This window comes from Mucilaginibacter sp., from assembly GCF_028288225.1.
In the GTDB taxonomy this organism is placed as follows: Bacteria; Bacteroidota; Bacteroidia; order Sphingobacteriales; family Sphingobacteriaceae; genus Mucilaginibacter.
This window is the reverse complement of the sequence record NZ_JAQBOC010000054.1, coordinates 155,137-174,925: the sequence shown is the minus strand read 5'-3', so window position 1 is coordinate 174,925 and position 19,789 is coordinate 155,137. Positions and strand designations below refer to the sequence as shown.

Annotated in this window: 21 protein-coding genes; 12 read left to right on the top strand and 9 right to left on the bottom strand. The window is 42.6% G+C overall.

Annotation, left to right across the window (positions count from 1 at the left end):
• Nucleotides 1–169 precede the first annotated feature (169 nt).
• The gene (gene rpsA / locus JWQ54_RS16905; protein WP_299587061.1) at nucleotides 170–2,140 is read right to left on the bottom strand and encodes a 30S ribosomal protein S1; all 1,971 of its coding nucleotides are present in this window, start codon (nucleotides 2,138–2,140) and stop codon (nucleotides 170–172) included.
• Between the two features lie 224 nt (nucleotides 2,141–2,364).
• Complete coding sequence (locus JWQ54_RS16900; RefSeq protein ID WP_299587059.1) at nucleotides 2,365–3,036, bottom strand: hypothetical protein; 672 nt, start codon at nucleotides 3,034–3,036, stop codon at nucleotides 2,365–2,367.
• Nucleotides 3,037–3,263: 227 nt separating this feature from the next.
• Between JWQ54_RS16900 and tyrS the strand changes: the two genes are divergently transcribed.
• Genes tyrS through JWQ54_RS16885 form a run of 3 tightly spaced genes read left to right on the top strand, consistent with a single transcriptional unit; the run spans nucleotide 3,264 to nucleotide 5,543 of the window.
• Complete coding sequence (tyrS, locus tag JWQ54_RS16895; RefSeq protein ID WP_299587057.1) at nucleotides 3,264–4,547, top strand: tyrosine--tRNA ligase; 1,284 nt, start codon at nucleotides 3,264–3,266, stop codon at nucleotides 4,545–4,547.
• Between the two features lie 37 nt (nucleotides 4,548–4,584).
• Entirely contained in the window at nucleotides 4,585–5,082 is a 498-nt protein-coding gene (locus JWQ54_RS16890; RefSeq protein ID WP_299587055.1) for an antitoxin Xre/MbcA/ParS toxin-binding domain-containing protein, read from the top strand.
• Nucleotides 5,083–5,090: 8 nt separating this feature from the next.
• Entirely contained in the window at nucleotides 5,091–5,543 is a 453-nt protein-coding gene (locus JWQ54_RS16885) for an RES domain-containing protein (RefSeq protein ID WP_299587052.1), read from the top strand.
• A 76-nt stretch (nucleotides 5,544–5,619) separates the two neighbouring features.
• On the opposite strand, the gene JWQ54_RS16880 is transcribed toward JWQ54_RS16885, so the two are convergent.
• Both JWQ54_RS16880 and JWQ54_RS16875 read right to left on the bottom strand, forming a co-directional pair.
• Nucleotides 5,620–6,279 carry a PH domain-containing protein gene (locus JWQ54_RS16880; protein ID WP_299587049.1) on the bottom strand — a complete coding sequence of 220 codons (660 nt, stop codon included), beginning with the start codon at nucleotides 6,277–6,279 and terminating at the stop codon, nucleotides 5,620–5,622.
• Nucleotides 6,280–6,339: 60 nt separating this feature from the next.
• Nucleotides 6,340–7,317, bottom strand: coding sequence for an acyl transferase (locus tag JWQ54_RS16875; RefSeq protein WP_299587046.1), 978 nt, complete (start codon nucleotides 7,315–7,317; stop codon nucleotides 6,340–6,342).
• A 124-nt stretch (nucleotides 7,318–7,441) separates the two neighbouring features.
• On the opposite strand from JWQ54_RS16875, the gene JWQ54_RS16870 reads away from it, so the two are divergent.
• From JWQ54_RS16870 to JWQ54_RS16860, 3 genes are all read left to right on the top strand, one after another.
• Entirely contained in the window at nucleotides 7,442–7,612 is a 171-nt protein-coding gene (locus tag JWQ54_RS16870) for a hypothetical protein (protein ID WP_299587044.1), read from the top strand.
• A complete protein-coding gene (locus tag JWQ54_RS16865) occupies nucleotides 7,558–7,923 on the top strand; it encodes a DUF1203 domain-containing protein (protein ID WP_367187107.1) in 366 nt (121 codons plus the stop codon). The genes JWQ54_RS16870 and JWQ54_RS16865 overlap by 55 nt, the downstream gene beginning before the upstream one ends.
• A 95-nt stretch (nucleotides 7,924–8,018) precedes the next feature.
• A complete protein-coding gene (locus tag JWQ54_RS16860; RefSeq protein ID WP_299587041.1) occupies nucleotides 8,019–8,693 on the top strand; it encodes a lipid-binding SYLF domain-containing protein in 675 nt (224 codons plus the stop codon).
• A gap of 70 nt (nucleotides 8,694–8,763) precedes the next feature.
• Here the strand turns inward: JWQ54_RS16860 and JWQ54_RS16855 are convergent, their stop codons facing one another.
• From JWQ54_RS16855 to JWQ54_RS16845, 3 genes are all read right to left on the bottom strand, one after another.
• On the bottom strand, nucleotides 8,764–9,111 hold the full coding sequence (locus JWQ54_RS16855) for a hypothetical protein (protein WP_299587039.1): 348 nt from the start codon (nucleotides 9,109–9,111) through the stop codon (nucleotides 8,764–8,766).
• Between the two features lie 48 nt (nucleotides 9,112–9,159).
• Nucleotides 9,160–11,598 carry a penicillin acylase family protein gene (locus JWQ54_RS16850; protein ID WP_299587036.1) on the bottom strand — a complete coding sequence of 813 codons (2,439 nt, stop codon included), beginning with the start codon at nucleotides 11,596–11,598 and terminating at the stop codon, nucleotides 9,160–9,162.
• Between the two features lie 599 nt (nucleotides 11,599–12,197).
• Complete coding sequence (locus JWQ54_RS16845; protein WP_299587034.1) at nucleotides 12,198–12,449, bottom strand: hypothetical protein; 252 nt, start codon at nucleotides 12,447–12,449, stop codon at nucleotides 12,198–12,200.
• A 207-nt stretch (nucleotides 12,450–12,656) separates the two neighbouring features.
• Here JWQ54_RS16845 and JWQ54_RS16840 point away from each other — a divergent pair, with 207 nt between their 5' ends.
• Complete coding sequence (locus tag JWQ54_RS16840; protein ID WP_299587031.1) at nucleotides 12,657–13,181, top strand: DUF1003 domain-containing protein; 525 nt, start codon at nucleotides 12,657–12,659, stop codon at nucleotides 13,179–13,181.
• 6 nt (nucleotides 13,182–13,187) lie between these two features.
• Here JWQ54_RS16840 and JWQ54_RS16835 read toward each other — a convergent pair whose 3' ends face one another.
• Nucleotides 13,188–13,721: a cupin domain-containing protein gene (locus JWQ54_RS16835; RefSeq protein WP_299587028.1), complete on the bottom strand. Its 534-nt coding sequence runs from the start codon at nucleotides 13,719–13,721 to the stop codon at nucleotides 13,188–13,190.
• Between the two features lie 180 nt (nucleotides 13,722–13,901).
• Here JWQ54_RS16835 and JWQ54_RS16830 point away from each other — a divergent pair, with 180 nt between their 5' ends.
• From JWQ54_RS16830 to JWQ54_RS16810, 5 genes are all read left to right on the top strand, one after another.
• Nucleotides 13,902–15,590 carry a vitamin K epoxide reductase family protein gene (locus JWQ54_RS16830; protein WP_299587026.1) on the top strand — a complete coding sequence of 563 codons (1,689 nt, stop codon included), beginning with the start codon at nucleotides 13,902–13,904 and terminating at the stop codon, nucleotides 15,588–15,590.
• A 149-nt stretch (nucleotides 15,591–15,739) separates the two neighbouring features.
• Nucleotides 15,740–15,967 carry a hypothetical protein gene (locus JWQ54_RS16825; RefSeq protein ID WP_299587024.1) on the top strand — a complete coding sequence of 76 codons (228 nt, stop codon included), beginning with the start codon at nucleotides 15,740–15,742 and terminating at the stop codon, nucleotides 15,965–15,967.
• A gap of 170 nt (nucleotides 15,968–16,137) precedes the next feature.
• Nucleotides 16,138–16,374 (top strand): hypothetical protein, encoded by a 237-nt coding sequence (locus JWQ54_RS16820; RefSeq protein ID WP_299587021.1) that lies wholly within the window; start codon nucleotides 16,138–16,140, stop codon nucleotides 16,372–16,374.
• Nucleotides 16,375–16,585: 211 nt separating this feature from the next.
• Complete coding sequence (locus JWQ54_RS16815) at nucleotides 16,586–17,734, top strand: TlpA disulfide reductase family protein (protein WP_299587019.1); 1,149 nt, start codon at nucleotides 16,586–16,588, stop codon at nucleotides 17,732–17,734.
• Nucleotides 17,735–18,059: 325 nt separating this feature from the next.
• A complete protein-coding gene (locus tag JWQ54_RS16810) occupies nucleotides 18,060–19,337 on the top strand; it encodes a PQQ-dependent sugar dehydrogenase (protein ID WP_299587017.1) in 1,278 nt (425 codons plus the stop codon).
• Between the two features lie 99 nt (nucleotides 19,338–19,436).
• Here JWQ54_RS16810 and JWQ54_RS16805 read toward each other — a convergent pair whose 3' ends face one another.
• The gene (locus JWQ54_RS16805; protein WP_299587015.1) at nucleotides 19,437–19,709 is read right to left on the bottom strand and encodes a hypothetical protein; all 273 of its coding nucleotides are present in this window, start codon (nucleotides 19,707–19,709) and stop codon (nucleotides 19,437–19,439) included.
• Between the last annotated feature and the right edge of the window lie 80 nt (nucleotides 19,710–19,789).

Here is a 19,789-nt window from a genome sequence, read left to right as displayed (position 1 = left end):
CTGTTGTTGAGCTAACATCTAAAAGGTTTCTGATTACACCTTCAAGATACGAAAAAGGAGCAGAAAAACTATGCTTTCTACTCCTTTTTTGTCCTTTAATTCTTATAGGACTTTTTCAGTGCCCTCTATTGCTACCAGGGGCTTAAAGGATTTAAAATTTATTTAAAACTTATTCAGCAGCTTCTTCTTCAGAAGTTTTCTTTGCTGTTGTGGCTTTACGCGCTTTATTTTCAGCGCCTTCCATTTGCTCTTTCAATTGTGCTAATACGCTCAAATCACCTAAGGTTGATTTTTCAACTGATTCTTTCACTTTTTTCACAGCGTTGCTTGCAGATTTTGCTTCCTTTTTACGGGATTCAAATTCCTGAACACGTTGCTCGGCACGGGCTTCTTCCCAAATGCGTGAGTGAGAGATAACGATGCGTTTGTTTTCCTTGTTAAATTCAATGATCTTGAACTCAGCAGCTTCTTCAGCTTTTAAGCTCTTGCCATCTTCTTTAACCAGGTGTTTGGTAGGCGCAAAGCCTTCAACACCGTAAGGTAAAGCAACAATTGCACCTTTTTCAGTTACTTTTAACACGGTACCTTCATGTATTGAATCAATAGTGAAGATGGTTTCAAAAGTATCCCATGGATTTTCTTCAAGCTGTTTGTGGCCTAAGCTTAATTTACGGTTCTCAACATCAAGCTCAAGAACTATCACGTCTAATTTTTCACCAACTTTAGTGAACTCATTAGGGTGATTTACTTTTTTAGACCATGAAAGGTCGCTGATGTGGATCAATCCGTCAATTCCGTCTTCAAGCTCAACAAACACACCAAAGTTGGTCATGTTTTTAACTGTAGCAATGTGCTGTGTGCCTACTGCGTAACGCTCAGCAGCATTTTGCCATGGATCAGGTGTCAATTGCTTAATACCTAAGCTCATTTTACGCTCGTCGCGGTCAAGTGTTAATACCTGTGCTTCAACCTCGTCACCAACTTTCAGGAATTCCTGAGGGTTACGTAAGTTTTGTGACCATGACATTTCTGATACGTGGATCAAACCTTCAACACCAGGGATGATCTCAAGGAATGCGCCATAATCAGCAACGGTAACAATTTTACCTTTAACCTTTGAACCGATCTGGATGCCTTCATCCAATGATTGCCAAGGGTGTGGAGTAAGTTGTTTTAAGCCTAAAGCGATACGTTTTTTCTCGTCATCAAAATCAAGCACAACAACGTTGATCTTTTGATCTAATGCTAAAATTTCGCGTGGATGCTCTATGCGGCCCCATGAAATATCTGTAATGTGTAATAAACCGTCAACACCACCAAGGTCAATGAATACACCAAAGTCGGTAATGTTTTTAACAGTTCCTTCAAGTACCTGTCCTTTTTCAAGGCGGGCAACAATTTCAGTTTTTTGGTTTTCTAAATCGTCTTCGATCAGCACTTTGTGCGATACCACTACGTTTTTAAACTCGTGGTTGATCTTAACAACTTTGAATTCCATTGTTTTACCCACATAAACGTCATAATCCCTGATAGGTTTAATGTCGATCTGTGAACCTGGTAAAAAGGCTTCAACGCCCATAATATCTACAATCAAACCGCCCTTAGTTCTGCTCTTAACAAAACCAGTGATGATCTCATCATTATCCAATGCAGAATTAATACGTTCCCATGATTTTTGAGTTTTTGCACGTTTGCGTGAAAGTACCAACTGTCCGTTAGCATCTTCCTGCGACTCAACAAAAACTTCAACTGTGTCACCGATCTTAAGATCAGGTGTATCACGGAATTCAGATACTGATACCAAACCGTCAGATTTAAATCCGACATTTAATACTACATCTTTGCTGTTAACATTTACAACCGTACCGGTGATGATTTCGCCTTTGGTGATTGAACTAAATGTTCCATCATACATTTTCTCGAATTTCTCACGGTCACTGTCGCTGTAATTGCCAAATTTTTTCTCATCAGCATCCCAATCGAAATCTTCGTTTGCTGCTGTGATCTTTGATTTGATCTCTTCGATCGAAATTGAATCAGCCTCTGACTCAATAGTTTCTTTTTCCTGGGTTGCTGTAACTACATCGAGTTCAGCTTCCTTAGCTTTTAATTCTTTTTCTGCTTCCTGTTTTTTTGCCATTAAATAAATTATCTCCTTTTCCCAATTTGTTAATTGGGACTGCAAAGGTAGGTATATTAATTTTATTTAGAAAAGAATATTTTAATCTTAAATGCTGATTTTTAAGCGTTTTTAAAGTAAAAGCAGCAGTTTTAGGCTCGTATATAAGTTGCGGAACTCCGGAAACACTAAATACTTACACAATTTCAGCTTAAATATTCTGCGGGTTTTTGGATTAAATGTGGTTAATCTACCACCAGTTTGCCTTCTATCTCATCAAAAATCGACATATAATTATCCAATAAAGTTTCGCGATAGCTTGCCAGGATCTTGTTAATTGCAGCCTCATGGTGTACAGTAAAAGGATCTTTCCAAACGCGCATGCAGATCCTTTTTAAAGCATAGGCTATTTGCTCTGTTTTGGTATAGGTGGATAAGTAGCGACTTTTTTTAAATTCTTCATAAAATTTAAAAAATACTTCATTGTTTTTTAACCCGGCAAAAGTTAAAAATTCATTTATTACAGAGATTTTACACCCATGAAGGTGATCATAAAAACCTTCTACTGTAATTTTATTAGTGGTAATCAATAGGTTGTCCAGTATCAACTCGAGCGCAATATGGCCTAAAAAGAACGGCTTTACCGGTGAACCTTCAATTGCAGGCAGCAATAGTTTTTTTAACCCGTGCGAATGCTGCAGGAAAAAATCAGACGAATGAAAATAGCGGTCAACCTCCAGGTGTTTGTTCCAGCCTTTTATCATTGAATTTACCGCAATATCGGTGTGGTGCAGTTTTTCGGGATGAAGGACGATGGTTTTATCAGCATTTTTTAAAAGATCAGGCAACATCGTTCCCAGTATATGGTAACAATTATCAGATTCCCTGTCGAAATAAAAGTGTGATAGAAAATTCATAGCATGCCTCTTCAAATATCGCGTTCAACCCAAAATACAATTTTTTTTATGATTCCACCGATTGTTAAAAGGTTTTATTGAATGTAACGTGATTTTGATAATTACCGATATAACCTATTATGAAATCATTTAAATCCGGTAGAATCATATAACTAATAATCGGTGTAATCATTTTACAATCGGTGAAATCATATTATTATATTTGCCCCTTTTGAATTGAACACATAATGAATTTTGTTGAAGAATTACGGTGGCGGGGTATGCTGCATGATATTATGCCCGGAACTGAGGACCTGTTAAATAAAGGCATGGTATCTGGTTATATAGGTTTTGACCCAACTGCCGACTCGCTCCATGTGGGCAGCCTGGCCCAGATAATGACCATGATCCATTTTCAGCGTGCAGGGCACAAGCCTTTTGCACTGATTGGCGGCGCCACCGGAATGGTTGGTGATCCGTCGGGTAAATCGCAGGAGCGTAACTTACTGTCGGAAGATGTGCTGCAGAAGAATTTAGCGGGTATAAAAGGTCAGCTTGAAAAGTTTTTGGATTTTGATTGTGGCGCTAACAGTGCCCAAATGGTAAATAATTACGATTGGTTTAAGGATTTTACATTTTTAGATTTTATTCGCGAGGTTGGCAAGCACATCACCGTTAATTACATGATGGCCAAAGATTCAGTAAAGAAACGGCTTGAAGGCGAAACCGGCATGTCATTTACCGAGTTTACATACCAATTGGTGCAGGGCTATGATTTTTATTATTTATGGAAAAATCATAACTGTGCTTTACAAATGGGTGGATCAGATCAGTGGGGTAATATAGTAACCGGTACTGAGCTTGTCCGTCGCAAAGGTGCAGGCGAAGCATTTGCCCTTACTACGCAATTGATAAAAAAATCTGACGGAACCAAATTTGGTAAAACCGAAGGCGGCAACATCTGGCTTGATGCCGAAAAAACCTCGCCTTATAAGTTCTACCAGTTTTGGTTAAATACTAGTGATGCGGATGCTAAAACCTATATCAGGATCTTCACCTTATTTAATAAGGAAACAATAGAAGCTTTAGAAGCTGAACAGGATGCTGCCCCGCATTTAAGGGTATTGCAAAAAGCTTTGGCAAAAGATATTACCGTTAGGGTACATGGTGAAGCTGCTTATGAAAAAGCAATTAAATCATCAGAATTTTTGTTTGGTAATATTGGCATAGAGTTTTTAAGTGAGCTAAACAATGAAGAAGTATTGGCCTTATTTGAAGGGGTGCCAAATTTTAACATCAGTCTGAATGAATTACAACAAGGAATAAATGCGGTTGATCTTTTAGCAGCTCACACGGCAGTTTTTCCTTCAAAAGGAGAGGCAAAGAAAATGATCCAGGGTGGGGGTACAGCCATTAATAAGCTGAAAGTCAACTCTGCAGATGATATTTTTAAGCAAGATGCGTTAATAAGCGGAAAGTATTTAGTAGCTCAAAAGGGGAAGAAAAACTATTTTTTAATTATTGCTGAATAATTTTGTTTTACGACAAATGGTATTTATATTTGTACATATGTCGGATGAATCAAAACATAAGAATACCCCCAATATTGTAAGTGAGCCAATGATAGCTTATGCCGCACAAAGCTCAGGCAACCCTTTTTATAATTTATTAGGGGGTGCCAAGTCAATGAAGCTATCTAATGATTTTGATTTGATCAATATAGCCCGTAAAGGCTTTTCTAAACACATTTTGCTGGCTTTGGCAAAAAAAATATCGCTAAACATCCAGGAGTTAGCAAACATTTTACACATCAGTGAGCGCACCTTACAGCGCTATGATGATGATGCGATAATAAAAACAGAGTACGCTGAAAAGGCTGTTGAGCTAGCCCGCTTATACACCCGCGGCGAGGATGTATTTGGGTCCATTGATAAGTTTAAGCTTTGGATAAAGGCACCAAGCGTTGTTTTTAACGGTGAGGCGCCTGTTACCATTTTGGATACTTCAGCCGGTTTTGATATGGTATTTAGGGAGTTAGGCCGTATTGAGCACGGTATTTTTGCTTAATTCCTGATATGGTACTTTACCGGATAGGGAAATGCATATACGTGGATAATCTAAGCGGAGAAGGCGCCCGTTTATTTGGGGGCCGCTGGAATAGTGAAGGCAGGTCTGCAATATATCTTGCTTCATCCTGTTCGTTGGGTATGTTAGAAGTATTGGTGCATTTACAACCTTTAATGATCCCCAGTGATTATTGCCTTGTTGAGATAGAGGTACCAGATAACAGCATTTCCCAAATTACGGTTGACGGTCTGCCGGACAACTGGAAGGATGTTTCACCGCCGGCAATATTAAAAGTAATAGGCAATAACTTCCTGGCTAATAAAAAGCATTTAATGTTGAAAGTGCCTTCTTCTATTGTGCCAACAGAATATAATTACCTGCTAAATCCATTGCATCCTGATATGAAAAAGGTTAAAATAATAAAGAAAGAGCCTTTTGATTTTGATAGCAGGTTGGTGTAAGTAGTCAATGGTTATTGGTCAATACTCATTGGAGTGGTCGAAAAGTAATGACTAATGACGCAATGACCAATGACTTTTATAAGTCGCTTAGTAAATCCAGCTTTTTATGATTATACTCTTCCTGCGAGATCAATCCGTTGTCAAACAGCATTCTTAATTTTTTAAGTTTTTCTGTAAGCTCATCAGGTTTTGGAGCTGCAGGTGCAGGTTCGGGAACATGCACCGGTTCCGACTCAGGAGTTGCTAAAACCGGGGTAACCGGGTGTTGCGATGCTAAACGCGATGCGTTTTCAAACTGGATAGCTCCTGATTCGGCGCGTTTATCTTCCAAATCGCGTAAGCGGCGGGCTTCGCGTTCTGATTCTTTGCGTTCCTGTGCATATTGGTATAATTTACGGGCCTGTACTTTAGGCAGGTAATCAACCCCCATTTCGGCGCCGTTGGTAGTTTTTACGCTGAATATAGCGCCAATGATCTCTTCTTTGGTATAAACGTCGACAATATCTTTCCAAACAAAGTCAACAAATTTTATAGTTAACCCCAGGTTGGCGGGTGTGAAAAATAAAATCCGTTTGTTGGTTAAGGCAACACAGTCAGGAAACAGGTTTACTATTGGTTTTTTTTGAACCGCAATATATAATATTTCTTCGCCGGTTGTAAGCAGGTCGGCAAGGCGCACGTATATTTTTTCAACTGCTTTCGGATCCTGTTCTTCGTTCAAAAATTTCTCGATCATGACTATACTTTATTAGTACGGTGCAAAAATAATAATATTATGTTAGTAGCAAGTTAAGTTTTAAGCAATCAGCAAATTACAGCCCCTGATATCGGAGTTATCGAACCGACCTAAAACCTCAAATGACCCACCAGGATGCACCTTGCCAAGATCCTGTGTAGCCATAAAAGAGCATGAATTGACATTTGCCAGGTCAATAACATTTATTCCCCCTGCTTTGTTGTTCTGCAGAAGATCCAATGGATCATTGGTATCCCGGGTAATGATCTTCATCCATGGCGGGCAATTAAAAATACCAGCGCCCCTTGAATAAGCCTGCGAAAGCAATTCCGTCATCCCATATTCTGAATGAATGGCATTGACACCAAAGCCACCGCATAGTTGCTGATGCAGCTCCTCGCGGATCATTTCTTTGCGGCGACCCTTCATTCCCCCGGTTTCCATCACTGTCAATTGCGGAAAGTTTACGGTATGCTGTTCCACAAAATCAAGCAATGCAAAGGTGACTCCTATTAGCAGGGTCGGTTTTTGTGCTTCCTGTTGTTTTTTAAGCTGATGGAACAGTTCATCATGATTGTATAAATAAAAGCCGCTGTCCGGATTTTTAGATTGTTTGATCAGGTCATCGGCCATGTAAATAAGCGATGATCCTTCGCGTTCCAGGTAGGAGGGTAATAAGGCAAGGATGGTATAATCCTCAATATCACCATAAAATAATTTGAAAGCAGCCCGGAAACTTTCGGTATACCAGCTTACATCAGTTACAAAATGGCTGCTGGTAGTGATACCTGTGGTGCCCGAGCTGGTAAAAGTAACTTCTGCGGGCATATTTGTACTAAGTACCGCGTGCGATTTAAAAAATTCAATCGGCAGAAATGGAATTTGATGGATGGCTTCCACCTTTTCAGGGACAATATTCAGACCAGAGATAAAATCATGATAAACCTTGCAGCTTTCGGCCTGGTGCCTGAAGATCTGTAAAGCAATATCATTAAACTGTTGCTCATTGGTTATTGAAAATACCTGCTGCTTATCCATCACTACAAAGATAGTGATTTGAAGATTTGAGAATTTGGCGATTTGAAAATGAAATAAGTCAGCAAGTTTCGGGTTGATGTGTGGTTTTGTTATTCGGAGCTTTGGTTTATTAAATTTTTATAAGATGAACAAGTTTAAAATTGTACCGGTTTCAAAAGCTTATGCACAAAAGATCAGGTTAAAAATGCAGGATGATTTTGGCCACCAGGTTACCAAAAAGATTGCTGTAGGAGCAGGTCCCTGCAGAGTTTCATTAAGCCCTTTAACAAAGGTGTTGATAAACGGATCTTATTAACACACAGTCCTTTTGAAATAGATAATGCTTATAATCAGCCGGGGCCGGTATTTATAAACGGTGCTGAGGTTGAGGAATATGCAGATGTTTACCGCTTTCCACCGGAAATAAAAGCCGACAAAAAAAGTTTTCCATTATCACTTATCGGGTATAATGATGAACAGCAAATGGCGTTTACCCAATTAGTGGGCGATGCGGATGTTGACGAGCTGATTGTTGAAATATTTGAGCAACATGCTGATGTAAAATACCTTCATGCCCGCAATGCCCAAGCCTGCTGCTTTATATGTAAAATTGAAAGGGTTGAATAAAAAAATTGCAGAAATTATACAAACAAGGCACAGCTTTTAAGGTTATTAAATTGACATTTGCTTAATTTTTATAACTATCCACTTAAAAACAACTCATGAAAACTTTAAAAGTACTGATGCTTCCATTTATACTGAGCGTCTTTTTTGTTCTTGGCTCAGCATTTACCGATGGAGGTAAGGAGACCGAACGTGTACACAGTGCTTCAAACGTATTAAGGGACTTTGGAAAAATGAAGGAAAGCATCCCGCACGACCTGATATCCGAATATGAGGGCATTGTTATTATACCTAAATTAATAAACGCTGGTTTTGTTGTGGGTGGTAAACGCGGCAGGGGTGTTGCTATGATAAAACTGGATGACGGAAAATGGAGCGATCCCGTTTTTGTTACATTAACAGGTGGTAGCATAGGAGCCCAAATTGGGGTACAATCTGTCGACCTGGTTTTGGTGTTCCGCCATAAGGGGGTGCTTACAAAGGTTAAGAATAACGATTTTACCATTGGGGGTGATGCTTCGGCATCAGCTGGCCCGGTAGGCAGGAGCACATCGGCTAATACCGATTACAAGCTGGATGCCGAAATTTATTCCTACTCACGCAGTCGCGGTTTATTTGCAGGGGTGAGTATCAATGGGTCAAACCTGGCAATTGATAAAACTGCCAATGCCAATTTTTATGGTAACGATTTAAGCTCAAAAGAAATTTTTGATATGGACAAAAACGATTCAGAAGCTGTAAAAACGCTGAAGGCATCGTTAGCAGCATTATAAGCTGAAAGCGCAAAGCATAAAGGCGAAAGCGTTATAAAAAACGGGCCCCGGGTGATTTATCGGGGCTTTGTTATTTTATATTTATTTTGGCAAAGGCCCTTTTTAATAATACACCTGATAGTGCCGACATTCCTCCAACAAGGCCGCCAATTAATGCGGTTATCAGCAATAACAGGATCCAGTTTGGGAGCTGGAAAAGTGTGGCTACATGCTTTGCCAGTATATTATCATTTGGTACGGTTTTAAAAAGCGCCAGTATGGTCCATACAATAAACACGCCCCCAAATCCTGACCAAAACGATTTTGCCGGTGTTTTGCCAATAAATAATGCAGGCAAAAAAGCAGCTATTGCCACCACCCACCAGGGTAAAAAATACCCGCTGCCAAAAGTTAATATCAATATGATGAAAAATAGCATAATGTTGTTTTGTTTTTTAACTAATCTCTAATCTCCAGCCTCTAATCTCTATTTCCTCCCCAATGTTAGCGTCGATTTTATCCGCCCTGAATTTTCATTAGCCGAATTTAAAAACAGCAATTCATTCAGTTTGCCATCTTTCCAGGTATTAAACATATCCTGGTAATAAAAGCTGCCCGGATTGCCCGACTCGCCGCCCGGGAAAACACCATACCCCTTTACCGTTGGCCCCATTTGTACCACCATGCGCCATGACGGGCCGTTATTATTGCGCAGGGCATTGATAACCCCGCCGGTGCCGCCCGCCGGGAACAGCCCTGTACCAAAGCCCGGCAAATTGGCCATATGATTTATAAAAGTTTCCTTTACAACGCCCCATTGCCATTTATCGCCCGGTTTACCGTGCTTGCGCACCAGGGCATCAATAGTGTTGTAAAATGCACGGTTAATTATATCGGCACAACTTTCATGTACCGGGGTGTGCACATTATCAAACCATTTTGAACCAGGTTCAGTTAGCAAGAGCTTTTCGGTACGGTCGTAAGATGGAAATTTGAGGTATGTTCCTTTCACTTCAAATTCATCATTCCAAACCAAATTATAAAAATTACGCCACCAATTGCTAAAAATACTGGCGCCTAAGGAATTTGCTGCATAATGCTTATCCCACTGTTTTATGATCTCAAATGCCTTTGCCTGGTCGTCGCTCAACTTTGTTGGGTCTATGTATTTTAGCATGGTGGGCAAAACATCCTGTGCCAGGATGCTGTAGTTGTCGCTTTGCATTAGCCGCATACTGTCTACGGTGGCTTTTTGCATTGCTGACAGCCTGTCGTTTATGCGTTTACCGCGATAATATTGCTCATACCGCCAGTTGATGTAGTACGGATAAGCAGGATCAGTTGATGATTGGTTGGCCGAGCTTACAAACCCTCTTGGCGGATTTTTAACCGTAGGGTTCTGCTCTGCCGGGATCCAGCCGTGCCAGTCGTTTGCCGGGTCGCTGCCATCCATTATGTATTTGCCCTGCTCCTTAAATTTCAAGGGGAACTTTCCGTTGGGGGTAATGGCAATATCATTATCGTTACTTGCAAAAATGAAGTTTTGCGCTGGTGCTGTAAAATGGGTAATGGCTTCGCGGTAATCGACGTAGTTCTTTCCGCGGTTTAAGTTGTAGAAGCACAAAAACTCGTTCGACTCATCGTGCGCGATCCACCTCAAAGCATCGCCAACAGGGATGTTATCAAGGCCATCTTTAGGCTTTTTAGTTGCAGTTTCGTAAACTACGGGGCCATGATGGGTATAAAGCACGGTATCAGTTTCCGGCTGTTCGCCAAGGATGTTAATTACTTCGATACGTTTTCTAACCGGGTTCCATTGGTTTTTATACCAGTATTCGTTTTTTGTTTTATCCTTGAATTTTACCTGGTACCAGTCGAGCACGTCGGCATCAACATTGGTAACGCCCCAGCTTATTTTTTGATTATAACCTATAATTACACAAGGCGCTCCTGGCAAAGACACGCCGTTTACGTTTACCGTTGGCGATGAAAGTTGAATTTGATACCAGATAGCCGGGAAAGTTAAATCCAAATGCGGATCATTAGCCAGGATAGGGTAACCAGTAGCTGATTTGTTGCCGGCAATTACCCAGTTATTACTGCCAATGCCAGCCACTTTTTCACGGGGCTTTATGTTTTCGGTCATTTGCGCGAGGTAACTGGCAGATGGCCTGGGGATAGGCAATGGTTTAAAATCCCATTTTGTACCTGCCGGAATTATCGGATCTTCATGAAAAGGATAATCAGGAAAAAGATCGTTTACAGCCTTTGGGCCGAAAAGCCGCAGGTTATTGGTCATGGCAAACTGATCTGACCCGCCGGCCAGCGTTTCTGACATCAGCTTTAATAAAAATATACAGTTAATAGGTTTCCATTCTTCGGGGGCATAGTTCAATAGCTTAAATTCAAGGGGATAATCCTTTGGTGCAAGCCCGTGGATATAGCTGTTTACTCCTTCGGTGTAAGCGGTTACCATTGTTTTGGTTTGCGGATTGGCCATAATGCCCTTAAGCCCGTTTTCGGCACCGTAAACCATGCCCATGCGGCGGTGATAACGGTCGATATCCAAAGCCTTCGGACCTACAACTTCAGCCAGCCTGCCGGCAGCACTGCGGGTTTGAATGTCCATTTGCCACAGGCGGTCGCGGGCGGTGACGTAGCCCTGGGCATAGTAAAGGTCATGGTCATTTTTGGCGAAAACATGCGGGATCCGGTTCTCGTCATAGCGGATGATCACCTCATCCTGCAGGCCGGTAAGCTTTAACTTTTCAGCTGGGAGGATATTTTTGCTTTCGGCATTTTGCCAGAAACCGGTTGACGGGTTTAGGAACACACCTACTGCTGGTACATCGCCAAACTTTGTTTCTAAGGCCCAAATCAAAAATGCGGTAACTAATATGGATAGGATAGCTTTAACAAACTTCATGCGGGGTAAGTTTATTGAGGCAAGATAGGTAAAAGGGAGGGATTTCAGAAAGGGAAATTATAATGATTTTCTTGTCAAAAACACGCTGTTCCGCGAAACGCGGTTAACAAGCGGAACAAAAATTGGCCATGTGGAACAAAAAAGAACGATTTGGGACGACTGGAACAAGTGGAACAGGCCTTGAAAAAGTTGGCAGTTTTGAGTGGACAGTGGGCAGTAAGGTATAAATGCTTTAAAAGTTTCATCCTGCTTGTTTTGATTCTTCCGAACACCATAGAGACAACGATCCAACATGGATGGTTTACACTTAGCGTGTAGGGCGCTGAATCAGGCATGATGTATCTTTTATATGCTACTTTGAAAATTTCCCCGCCCTCCCTTGTGCAGCACAGCAAAGGGAGGGCAGGTCCATCCACTGGCTAGCGGAGTCGACCGGGTGGTAAATATGCGCGCGATATTCACGCCCATGCCTTCCCGCCAGCGCATGTAGGTAACCTGTCGCGTGTTTTTACCCCATCCTCCTCCTTCCCCTAAATTTAGGGGAAGGTATCGCACCGGCCATGCTTTTTTTGATCCTCCCGGACAGCTGGCGGGCAATTTCAATAGATTAGAGCATTTTCTTTCCTCCTTGTGCGCAAGCAAAGGGAGGGCAGGTCCATCCGCTGGCTAGCGGAGTCGGCCGGGTGGGTAAATATGCGCGCGATATTCACGCCAATGCCTTCACGCCAGCGCATGTAGGTAACCTGTAGCGCGTTTTTACCCCATCCTCCTTCTTCCCCTAAATTTAGGGGAAGGTATCGCACCGGCCATGCTTTTTTTGATCCTCCCGGACAGCTGGCGGACAATTTCAATAGGTTAGAGCATTTTCTTCCCTCCTTGTGCGCAAGCAAAGGGAGGGCAGGTCCATCCGCTGGCTAGCGGAGTCGACCGGGTGGGTAAATATGCGCGCGATATTCACGCCAATGCCTTCACGCCAATGCACGCGTAACATACTCACCCCCACAACAACAACATTTATAGCATTTTGATGTTATCCTGTTAATCTGAATGTTTCTGTTATGGCAAAAGCACATCCGTCAAAGGCTGAATTAAAAAAACAGCCGGAAGACCCGCAGCTTAAATCGGCGCTTGATTTTACCAAGACCGGCCCTGATAAATTTGCTGTTTTCCTGGTAGAAATGTTGGGCAGCATAAAATTCCTGTTATTATGTATCCTGATTTTCGTAATGTGGATCTGCTGGAACTTAAATTTCTTTTACCCCTTAAAACCATTTGACCCCTTCCCTTTTCCTATATTGGAACTGGCGGTATCCATGTTTGCTATAATTCTTTCTGTTTCGGTGATCATAAACCAGAACCGCCAGGGCCGGATTGAAAAGATCAGGCAGCAGGTAGAGTTTGAAATAAATGTAAGGGCAGAGGACGAGGTAACCAAAATGCTCAACATGCTGCACGAGATCCACCGGAAACTTGGCCTCAGTAGTAAAACCGACAGGGAATTGGAAGAAATGAAGGCACCAACAGACATCAAGCAAATTCACCAGACTTTGGATGATGAGAACGGAAAGGAAAAGAAAAAATGATGAAAATCATTTATCCAAAAAATCCGGCGGATACACTTTTTGCCCAGATCTTTCGGCTAATGCCTGCAGCTCTTTTATCGACTCCGCATCCATTTCGGGCGGCGGCAAAAAAGCGCCGGTTGCAACGGGCCTGCCTATTTCCATAAACATTTCTTCCAGGCCCGAGGGTACAACTGTGCATAGTAAATGGGCCATTGTATCCGTTTTGTTTTTAAAACAGTGCACAATGCCGCCTTTGGGAATGCTGACAAACGAGCCCTGTTGAGCGGTGTAAGTCCCCGCTTCACTCTTGAATTCAATTTTACCCTCAATTACATAAAATGATTCCTCGAAATCAGCATGCGAATGCGGGCCGGGACCGCCATTAGGTGGGATCAGCATATCAATGGTGGCAAATGCGCCATCAGTTTCTTTACCCGAAATCAAAATGCGGTAAGTATCGCCAACAACCGACAAGCTTTGTCCGTTTTGGCTGTCAATAGTTAAGGGAGCTGCTTTTAATTTTTCTATAATATGTATGATAGATGTAAGCGAGGGCAAATTTCGGGCCAGTAGTTGGGGAAGGGGCGGGGAGGAATGGTGGAATGTGAGGTTACTGTGAGGGGGAAGAGAGCAGTCGCTTTTTTATTAAGAAACTTTTTTTGAAAAAAGTTTCTTAATATGATTAATTTTCTAACTTTAAAAAAATAATCCTAACCTTTCACCCAAGTACCTAAATTCATGTCACCAATTAAAAGATTTATTTCCAATCTTCTTGAACCAAAAACCAATGGACCCGAAGTAGCTGCACTACTGGCTACGTTACTCCGGGTAAACGTATCGGCTTCTACACTCAAAAAAGAAATTGAAGAACATCCCGATAGCCCCAGCCTCCTAAGCATCAGCGATGTGCTGAATAATTACGGCATTGAAAACTTGGCCATAAAAACAGATGTCGACAAGCTGTCCGAGATCCCGCTTCCATGCATTACACAGATACAGGCAACAGAAGCCGACTTCAAGTATTTTACCGTAGTGAAGGAGATAACCGATAGTCATGTGCAGTTTTTCGATTCAGAAAAGCGTCGGTGGGCATCCATTGCCAAAGATGATTTTGCAAGCAGGTTTTCGGGAATTGTGTTACTGGCCCAAGCCGGAGAAAAGGCAGGCGAAAAGGATTATGTACAAAAAATAAAGGCAGAAAAAAGGGCACGCCTGGGGCAATATATTCTAACCTTATGTTTACCGGTACTGTTATGTGCTGCCGGGGTACTAGCGTTTACACAAGTTGGCAATGGCGCCTTGCTGCCTTTCCTGTTTTCAGTCTTTACGCTGGCGGGCTGCGCCATAAGCACCTTGTTACTGTGGTACGAGATTGATCAGCACAACCCGGCCTTGCAGCAAATATGCAGTTCCGGCACAAAGGTAAACTGCGGTGCCGTGCTGCAATCAGACGCGGCTAAAATTGCAGGCATCAGTTGGAGTGCTGTTGGGTTCAGCTATTTTATGGGGTTGTTATTGCTGCTGCTGTTTTTGGGACTAGCCAACCCGGTAGCGCTATTTACCGCAAGTTGGCTCAACACACTGGCGCTCCCTTATATTGTTTTTTCCATTTATTACCAATGGCGCATTGTCAAACAATGGTGCGTGTTGTGTCTCGGCGTGCAGGGGCTGCTTGCGTTGCAATTTGCAACTGCACTTATTGGCGGCTGGCACAGTATCATGCCTTTCAGCACACTGTTTACGCCAATAATATTTTTGCAACCCCTTGTGGCTTTTGCCGTACCCTTTATTGCAAGCGCCATACTATTGCCTTTCCTGCAAAAGGCCAAAGACAGTAAAGAACTTACCATCAAACTGCAAAAACTGAAGCATAACCGGCAGGTATTTGAAGCCCTGCTGCCAAAGCAGAAGGAAGTAACCGAAATTCCGGTAGGTTTGGGCATAACCCTGGGCAACCCCAATGCTGCCTATAAGCTGATCAAGGTGTGCAATCCCTATTGTGGCCCCTGCGCAAAGGCGCACCAACCCATGGAGGACTTGTTGGACAACAACCCCGACGTGCAGGTGCAGATATTATTTGTTGCGACCAATGACGAACACGATAATAGAACCCCGCCGGTACGACACTTGCTGGCCATTGCCGAAAAGGGCAACGACAGCATCACCAAGCACGCGCTGGATGACTGGTATTCCGCGGAAAAGAAGGACTACGGACAGTTTGCGGGCAAGTACCCGATGAACGGCGAACTGAACGGCCAAGCCGCTAAGATAGCAGAAATGAAGGCATGGTGCGACAGAACAAAAATAGAATTTACCCCGACATTCTTTGTCGCCCTTGCCAATGATGAAAGCAATGGACAAGCAACATATTATCAATTACCCGAAATGTACAGCGTAAATGATCTAAAGTACTTTTTCTCCGTGTAGAAAAACGCAAGTGCCAGGAATTTCCCCGGACTGTAAAATAAGGAGGTAACGCAAAAGACATCATGTAATCATTTAACGAAGCCACATGCTGCGAGGCTGAAATTCATGCAGCTAATTATTATTTAAAACCATTAAATTTAAAAAAAACTATGAAAGAGTTAAGATTGAAAGCGCTTGCAATAGGCGGTGTTGAAGTACTTACAAGGACGCATATGAAAAATGTATTCGGCGGAAGCGCCCCTAATCCCGGTGGGCAATGCGCTAACAGCGATGGTACCTGCAAAAGTGGCAGCTGTACACTGAAAGGTGGAGCCTGTGATGGTAAGGAGGGCACGTGCGGAGGTACTACAAATTGTACGTGTGGTGGGGGTTGTTAGTAAATAATTATGCAATTTATAACGACTGCAGCGTACCGTTAGCGTATGCTGCAGTCATTAAGGGTGTATTTAAAAACTAAGGAAATATTTTCCTCCCCGTTTTTTCCACTGTCTCCAAGACTCATATTCATTCAACTAATTATTATTTTATATTACTAAATTTATAAATTATGAAAGAGTTAAGATTAAAAGCACTTGCCATAGGTGGTGCAGAAGTGCTTACAAGAGCGTATATGAAAAATGTATTGGGCGGAAACGCCCCTGACCCCGGCGGGCATTGCACTGACCCTAGTGGAGGTTGTGGTACTGGCTCTTGTAAACTAGCAGGTGGCCCCTGTGACGGTCAGTCTGGCACATGTGGGGGAGGGCCAGGTGGTACTTGTACATGTGGCGGAGCCTGCTTATAAATAATTATAAAAGCCACAGCGTACGTTACGGCTTTTATAATCCTACTAAAAAATCAAGAAACAATTTGCCTCCCGTTTTTTTCTTAAATTCCTATCTTTCAATACATAAAAACCACCCTATGCCTATGACATCGGTAGGTTTCTTACATGCGGAGGCTGATTAGCCCAAGCAGATGCAGTTGAAAGATACGGCAAAGCATTAGATGTATTTATGAAACTAAAAATTCAATTATTGTTGTTATTGTGTACGATCAGTCTTACCGTCATTGCACAAAAAGACACATCTACTGCCTTTCACAATGTTCAAAAAGACTCATCCGCTAAAGTTGATAGTATAAAAAAAGATACGTCGGCCACTCGTAAATTAGGTGATCTCGCTCCGCAATTGCGGGTAAGGGGCTGGATTAAAGGCACACCCGTTACAGATTATGAAAAAGGCAAGGTATATGTAGTAGAATTTTGGGCAACCTGGTGCGCTCCCTGCATTGCGTCAATGCCCCATCTTTCAGCTTTAGCCCGCAAATACAACGGTAAGGTTACGTTTTCGGCCATCGACGTATTTGAGACGCATGAAAGCAAAACTATTTCCATGGAGCGGCTTAAGGCTTTTGTTGACGGGATGGGTCGTAAAATGGATTTTAACATTGCTGCGGAAGATACTAATTTTACAGTGCGTGATTGGTTTGATGCTTACAATTTTGAACATGTTATCCCCACTACTTTTGTGGTGGATGGGCAGGGACAGGTAGCCTGGATTGGGCACCCGATTCATCTTGATACTGTTTTAGAGAAGGTATTGAACAATACGTGGGATGTAAAAGGAGCATCGGTTCGAAGGACTAATGATGACTATTTGAATAGTTTGGATACAACAGTGATTTCCAAGGTGTGCCGTTATCAGGGAAAGTATTCCGACCTGAATGATCTGGGTTTTCCTGATTCCACCCTGATGGTGATCAATGAAATGGTTAAACAGGAGCCAAAGCTAAAATACACGCCCTGGATGGTACATTATACCTTTACTGCGTTACTCAGAACCGATCCCCACAAGGCTTATGAGTTCGGCAAGCAGGCGATGGCGTCTTCTTATGGATGGTACGCTAATGGAAGAATTATCGATGCTATCCGGGACGATATGCGCAAACTAAGCACGCCGAAAGAAATCTACCTGTTAGGCGCGGAATGTCACCAGGCTAAAATAGATCGGTCGCCGCCTTATTTACCAATTGGTGATATGGCAAAACAATACCACGAAATGGCAGAGTGGTATAGAAGAGGGGGTGATAAATTAAAGGCGATAGCAGCTGAAAAAAAAGCTATTAAACTGTGGGAAAAGGAACTCAAAAATAGTTCTAATTAAATTGTAAATGATTCCCGCCCGAGTGTCCACGCTTGAATGAAAAAGATTTAAGCGTCCACGCTTAAATTAATTCGCTGAGTTATCGTGAGCGTAGACGCTCAAAATTATAATTGTTCAAGCGTTGGACACATGAACGGGCGATGGCGGTGTGGCGGTGCTCACTGTCAGTGTCCCGGTCGCCTATGCATCTCTGAAACTGTATGATGCACCTGTTCGTAAATGGTTTAAAAAGCGCTTCCTGATGTAAAAAGCCTGATAGGTACGAACTTTACAGGGGGAATATTTATAGTTTTGTTATAACTAATAATAGCTCACCTTTAATTTTATGCGAAAATTAACCCTTTGCTGTGCTTATTCTTTTTTAGCATTCACTTTTTCGACCGGTTTATCAAGTTGCAACGGCAATAAAATCACTGAAAATAAAAGCGATACACTTCACAAAGCTAATTTAAAACTTCCGCCAGGTTTTTCTGCTGCAATTGTGGCTGATTCCCTTGGGGCATTGAGGCACCTGGCTGTTACTAAGCAGGGCGATATCTATGTAAAGTTAAATACGCTGAAGGACGGAAAGGGGATCTACTTCCTTACTGATACTAATCATGACGGCATAATAGATAAAAGGATAGGTTTTGCAGATTATCCGGGCACGGGGATCCTGATCAAAAACGATGAGCTTTATGCATCGTCCAATAGCGGGGTGTTTAAATATAAACTAAACGACAAGGGCATGGTGACCGATACGGGAAAGCCAGAAACCATTGTTAAAGGGCTGGTAGAAAAAAAACGTGACAATTCCAAGTCGTTAGCTATTGACGATCAGGGCAATTTGTATGTAACTATTGGGTCTTATAATGAAATTTGCCGTGAGCCCAACTCGGGCAAGGGGATGCCGGGTTGCCCGCTTTTGGACTCTGTAGGCGGAGTATGGCAGTTTAAAACAAATAAAACTGACCAAAGCTATGGAGATGCGGTACACTATGCACGCGGGCTTAAGAATGTGGTGGGCTTAAACTGGAATAGCAATACAAAGTCCCTGTTTGTTATGCAGCACGGCAGAGGGCCGTTTGATGACAAGTTTCCGCAGTATTATACGCCTAAACAAAGTGCGGAACTGCCTGCCGAAACCATGTACGAACTGCACCAGGGCGCAGATGCAGGCTGGCCGTTTGTGTACTACGACCAGTTTAAGAAAAAGAAAATGCTTTCGCCCGAATACGGCGGGGATGGTAAAAAGACGGTTGAAGGTAAATACCTTGACCCCATCGCTGCTTTCCCGGCACATTTAGCTCCAAACGACCTGTTGTTTTATACCGGCACTATGTTCCCTGAAAAATACCGGAACGGGGCATTTATTGTTTTCCATAACCAATCGGTGCCGTTGAAAAAAGGATTCCTGGTGGCGTTTGTGCCTTTCAAAAACGGCAAGCCATCAGGCGACTGGGAGATTTTTGCAGATAACTTTGCCGGTATAGATCTGAGCAAACCAAAGGGGCCGATCCAATACCGTCCGATGGGTTTAGCCCAGGGACCTGATGGTTCTTTGTATGTTTCGGATGATTTGAAGGGGAGCATTTTTAGGATAAGTTATTCAGGCAAGAAATAAGTAACCCGCCCGAAATCAATTTATTCCGTCCCCGCAGGGTCTCTCATAGAGGACCCTGCGATGTATGAAGCCTAAGAGAACCATAAACCTGTGGCAATATCAACCCCAAAAGTCCCTGTAATCGGTAATAGTTACAAACGGATGCGGTTTGTCATCGTGATAAAAAGCAGCGCTGCTATGGGGATAATCTGTAAATTCTGCACAAAGGCTCCACTTGCCGTTAACGGGATTGTGATGAATGTAATCCAGTTTTTGGTGAAGGAAAGGAAGCGTATAAACCGGCTTCGCATCAAACGAAGGCTCAAATACTTTTCCGTCCCCGCAGGGTCTCTCATAGAGGACCCTGCGATGTATGAAGCCTAAGGGAACCATAATCCCTGCGGCAAAATCACCCCCAAAACTCCCTGTAATCGGTAATAGTTACAAAAGGATGCGGTTTATCATCGTGATAA